The organism is Methylobacterium sp. 37f (genome assembly GCF_023093475.1).
In the GTDB taxonomy this organism is placed as follows: Bacteria; Pseudomonadota; Alphaproteobacteria; order Rhizobiales; family Beijerinckiaceae; genus Methylobacterium.
The window spans coordinates 1-3,905 of sequence record NZ_JAGHKN010000080.1; the positions used below are offsets into that span (position 1 = coordinate 1).

2 protein-coding genes are annotated in these 3,905 nt (G+C 64.6%); both read right to left on the minus strand.

Features of this window, described 5'->3' with window-relative positions; genetic code table 11:
- Positions 1-676 precede the first annotated feature (676 nt).
- Positions 677-2,590, minus strand: coding sequence for a potassium transporter Kup (locus J7U37_RS24645; RefSeq protein ID WP_247637456.1), 1,914 nt, complete (start codon positions 2,588-2,590; stop codon positions 677-679).
- Between the two features lie 576 nt (positions 2,591-3,166).
- Positions 3,167-3,541 (minus strand): response regulator, encoded by a 375-nt coding sequence (locus J7U37_RS24650; RefSeq protein WP_056452906.1) that lies wholly within the window; start codon positions 3,539-3,541, stop codon positions 3,167-3,169.
- Positions 3,542-3,905: the final 364 nt, after the last annotated feature.

Consider the following 3,905-nt stretch of genomic DNA (forward strand, 5'->3'; position numbering starts at 1 on the left):
TAGTCGTCCAGCGAACTGGGCAGCAACCAGGATTGCCGACGGTCCTGCCCTTCGACGAACCGACCCATGCCGACCTCCGCAGATGAGGCCGCAAGTCTACTTCAGATCGGGCTTTTGACACAGCCTCGACCCAACATGGTCGTAGAAGCCGCTGCGAACTCAGCTCAAAAGCGGACGTAAGCCTGAGCTTCAATCAATAGCGGAGGAATGCTTCGTTGCTGACGTAAGGCGTCGCAGTTCGGTTATAGTATTCTATAGCCCAAAGCAGTCGCTTCGCGGACGGCGATAGCTTCGACAAGCCTGGACTGCCGGTGCGTCGGGCGTTCCAAGAAGGCCCCGGCACGGCGGCCTCCCCGCGATTGGCCGGGATGCCGTTTGCGAGAGCGAGCGAGACCGTGAGGGTGCGCTCGCCGTTTCTGGCATTCCCCCGGCGTTTGCAGCCAGGCAGCCCAGGTCACGGTGTCGTAGATCGTCGCGATGTGGCGCTGTCGCCGCTCGACGAGGACGAGGTGGACGACCCGGAATGTCCTTTCGGCATCTCAGGCGCACGGACGCCGGAGGGACACCTCGAAGCTAGCCGTGAAGCCGCCGACAGGATTGATGATGCGCCGGACCGAGGCCATCGTCGCGCTCCTCTGATCCTCGACCGGTCCCTCGGTGCGGCGGGCAACCGTGCTCAGATGTCGATCCGGGCACCGATCTCGACAACCCGGTCGACCGGGATGCGGAAGTAGCGGGACGCGTCCGTGGCCGCACGGGCCATGGAGATGTAGAGCCTGTCCTGCCACACCGGCATGCCGGTCTCCGGCGAGGCGACCAGCACGCGCCGCGTCAGAAAGTAAGACAGGTCGCCCTTGTCCAGGCCCGCAGCGGCAAGGGCGCGCGGCAGGTCGGGCAGTTCGGTGAACCCGAAACGCACTGTCACGCAAGAGAAGGCGTCGGACAGCTTCTTCACGGCGACGCGCTCGGCGTCGGCCACCCGCGGCAGGTCCTCCGTGACGACGTGCAGGATGAAATTGTTCGCGTGCAGCACGCGGTTGTGCCTGACGTTGTGCATCAGGGCCCCCGGGGTATCACCGGGGGTACCTGTCAGGAACATGGCCGTTCCCGGCACCCGCTGGATCGAGCCGGTCTCGGCCATTTGCGTAAATTCGGACAGCGGCACGCGCCGACGGTGGATCTCCTCGGCGATCAGAGCCGAACCACGTCGCCAGGTCCACATCGCTGTGACGAGGGCGGCACCGATGGTCAGCGGTACCCAGCCCCCATGGAGGATCTTGAGAGCGTTGGCCGAGAGGAACACCACCTCAATGAGCAGGAACGGCGCGATGACCGCAGCCGCGACCGCAGGCGACCAGCGCCAGACCTTCCAGGCGACGACGAAGAGCAGGCAGGCGGTGATCACCATGTCGCCGGTGACCGCGATGCCGTAAGCCGCCGCCAAGCCGCTCGATGATTTGAACAGCACCACGACGAATACGACCGCGACGAGCAGCCACCAGTTCACCCGGGGGATGTAGATCTGCCCCTTCTCGGTCTCGGATGTGCGCAGGACGCGCATACGCGGCAGCAGACCGAGTTGCATCGCCTGCTGTGTAATCGAGAAAGTGCCGGTGATCACGGCTTGGCTGGCGATAACCGTCGCCACCGTGGCGAGCAGCACCATCGGCAGCAGCGCCCAGGACGGATAGAGTAGGAAGAACGGGTTCTCGGCCCGCTCCGGGTGGGCGAGCAGCATGGCTCCCTGGCCGAGATAGTTCAGCGCGAGCGCCGGCAGCACCAGCCCGAACCAGGCCGCGCGGATCGGCGTGCGACCAAAGTGTCCCATGTCTGCGTAAAGCGCCTCCGCCCCGGTCACAGCGAGGAACACGGCACCGAGCGCCAGCAGGCCGGCCGTGCCGTGGCTCAGGATGAAGGAAATGCCGTAGGCGGGATTGAGCGCACCCAGAATGCTCGGATCGTCGACGAGGTGGCTCAGGCCGCCAAGCGCCATGACGATGAACCAGAACGCCGTGAGGGGGCCGAAGAAGGTTGCCACCCGCGCCGTCCCGTGGCTCTGGACTGCGAACAGGCCGATCAGGATGGCGAGGCTGATGGGCAGGACGTACGGATCGGTGGCCGGGGTCACCAGCTTCAGCCCCTCCACCGCCGAGAGCACCGACATGGCCGGCGTGATGATGGCGTCGCCGAAGAACAGCGAAACGCCGACCATGCCCAGCACGATGACGAACCCGCCGGAATGGCCCAGCGCGCGCTGGGCCAGCGCGACCAGGGAAGGCGTGCCGCCCTCGCCGTCGTTGTCGGCCCGCATCACCAACAGCACATACTTGAGCGTAACGATGAGGATGAGCGCCCAGAGGATCAGCGAGACGACGCCGAAGACCATCTCGCGGGTCGGTGCGTGCCCCCCTCCGGCGGCTGCGTGCAAGGACTCCTTCAGGGCGTAGAGCGGGCTGGTGCCGATGTCGCCGTAGACCACGCCGACCGAGCCGAGTGTCAGCGCCCAGAACCCTGTCTTTGGCCCATCGCCGGCCGCGGAGGGCAAAGGGGTCTGTGCCGTCGAGTATTCGGTCCTGGCTATCAGGGGCATCCATGGGCTCCACGTCCGCGAACGTGGGGAGCTCGCAAGGCAAGCCTCAACGATCGAAGGGACAGGAACGTTCGCGCTTCCAAACGTGGCTGTCGTCGGCCCACGACCTTTCGCATCTAGCGGATTTCGCTGGAAGTCTCGTCGCCAGTCCCAATCGAGCCCGGCGCCCCGGAAGGCCGCCGAGTATACTGGCTAACGAAGGGTCGCGCTCTCGTCGGATTTCAGCTGCCGATACTCGCCCTCCGCCCCTCCGAGTGAGACTCGCAAGTTCAATCGAGCCAAGTGGTCGAACACATGCTTGAAAGCGCTCGTCGCGGCCTGCTCGAAGGATCCATCGCCCTTGCCCTGGGCATCTTTGAAGGCTTCGAGCAGCCTATGGTGCGTTTCGCTATCGCCCGAAAAGACACTCTCTCCAGCCGGCCCAAGCACTGGTCAGGTGCTGCAAGCCCGTGGGCTGACCGCAGTTCCGGCTCGGGTCCTCCTCCTCCCCACAGGCTAGGGACGAAGACAGGCCATGTCAGGGAAGGGACCGGGCGTCGTACACCCACCGACGGTCAAAAGTTTCCCGGTGGTCGATCAGGTGGCGTGGTGGATCGCGTCGATGACTTGGTCCGCGCTGTAGGGCTTGGGGACAAACAAGCCGTGGTCGGGGATGTCCCCGTCGACTAGACGTTGCCGCCCCGAGGTTACGACCAGGCGGATATCGGGCCAGGCGTCGTGTACGCGCCCGGCCAGGGTGACACCGCACATAGAACCCGGCATGTCGACGTCGGTGAAAAGTGCCCCGATGTCGGAGCGCTCATGCAGGATGAACCAAGCCTCGTCGGCATGCCGTGCCTCGACGATCTCGAAACCGGCATCCTCCAGCATTTCGACGGCGCAGAGGCGCACGAGGTCGTCGTCCTCTACGACGAGCACGGCAGTGGCTTTCATGGAGCGCTTCGTCGTCATGAGATCGCAACACAGGTTAGCTCGATAAGTTGCCCTCCTTGAGCATCCCAGTTGAAATGTCCCGGCCGATGCGATGAGCGTGCATGCAGGAAAGCGGCTTTCGCCGACGTGCGCAGTACCGTCGGGATAGACCCTGTCGTTCACCCGCTCGTATCCGCGCAGCATGTCGAGGCTTCGGTCCCCACGACAGTGCGCCGTGAATCGGCAAGCGACGCCAAAACAAACTTATGTTACCCGGCAACCTCTGGACGAGGTTGGCCTTACCCCTTGATGACCCTGCCTGGCCCTTCCGATGCGCCCTTCGCCCTCGTGGTCGACGACGACGCCCTGATCCTGATGGATGCTACCGATATCCTGGAGGATG

Excerpts from the sequence above, each read along its gene's own strand:
- J7U37_RS24650 (WP_056452906.1), bottom strand. The coding sequence starts at position 3,541 with ATGACGACGAAGCGCTCCATGAAAGCCACTGCCGTGCTCGTCGTAGAG.
- J7U37_RS24645 (WP_247637456.1), bottom strand. The coding sequence starts at position 2,590 with ATGCCCCTGATAGCCAGGACCGAATACTCGACGGCACAGACCCCTTTG.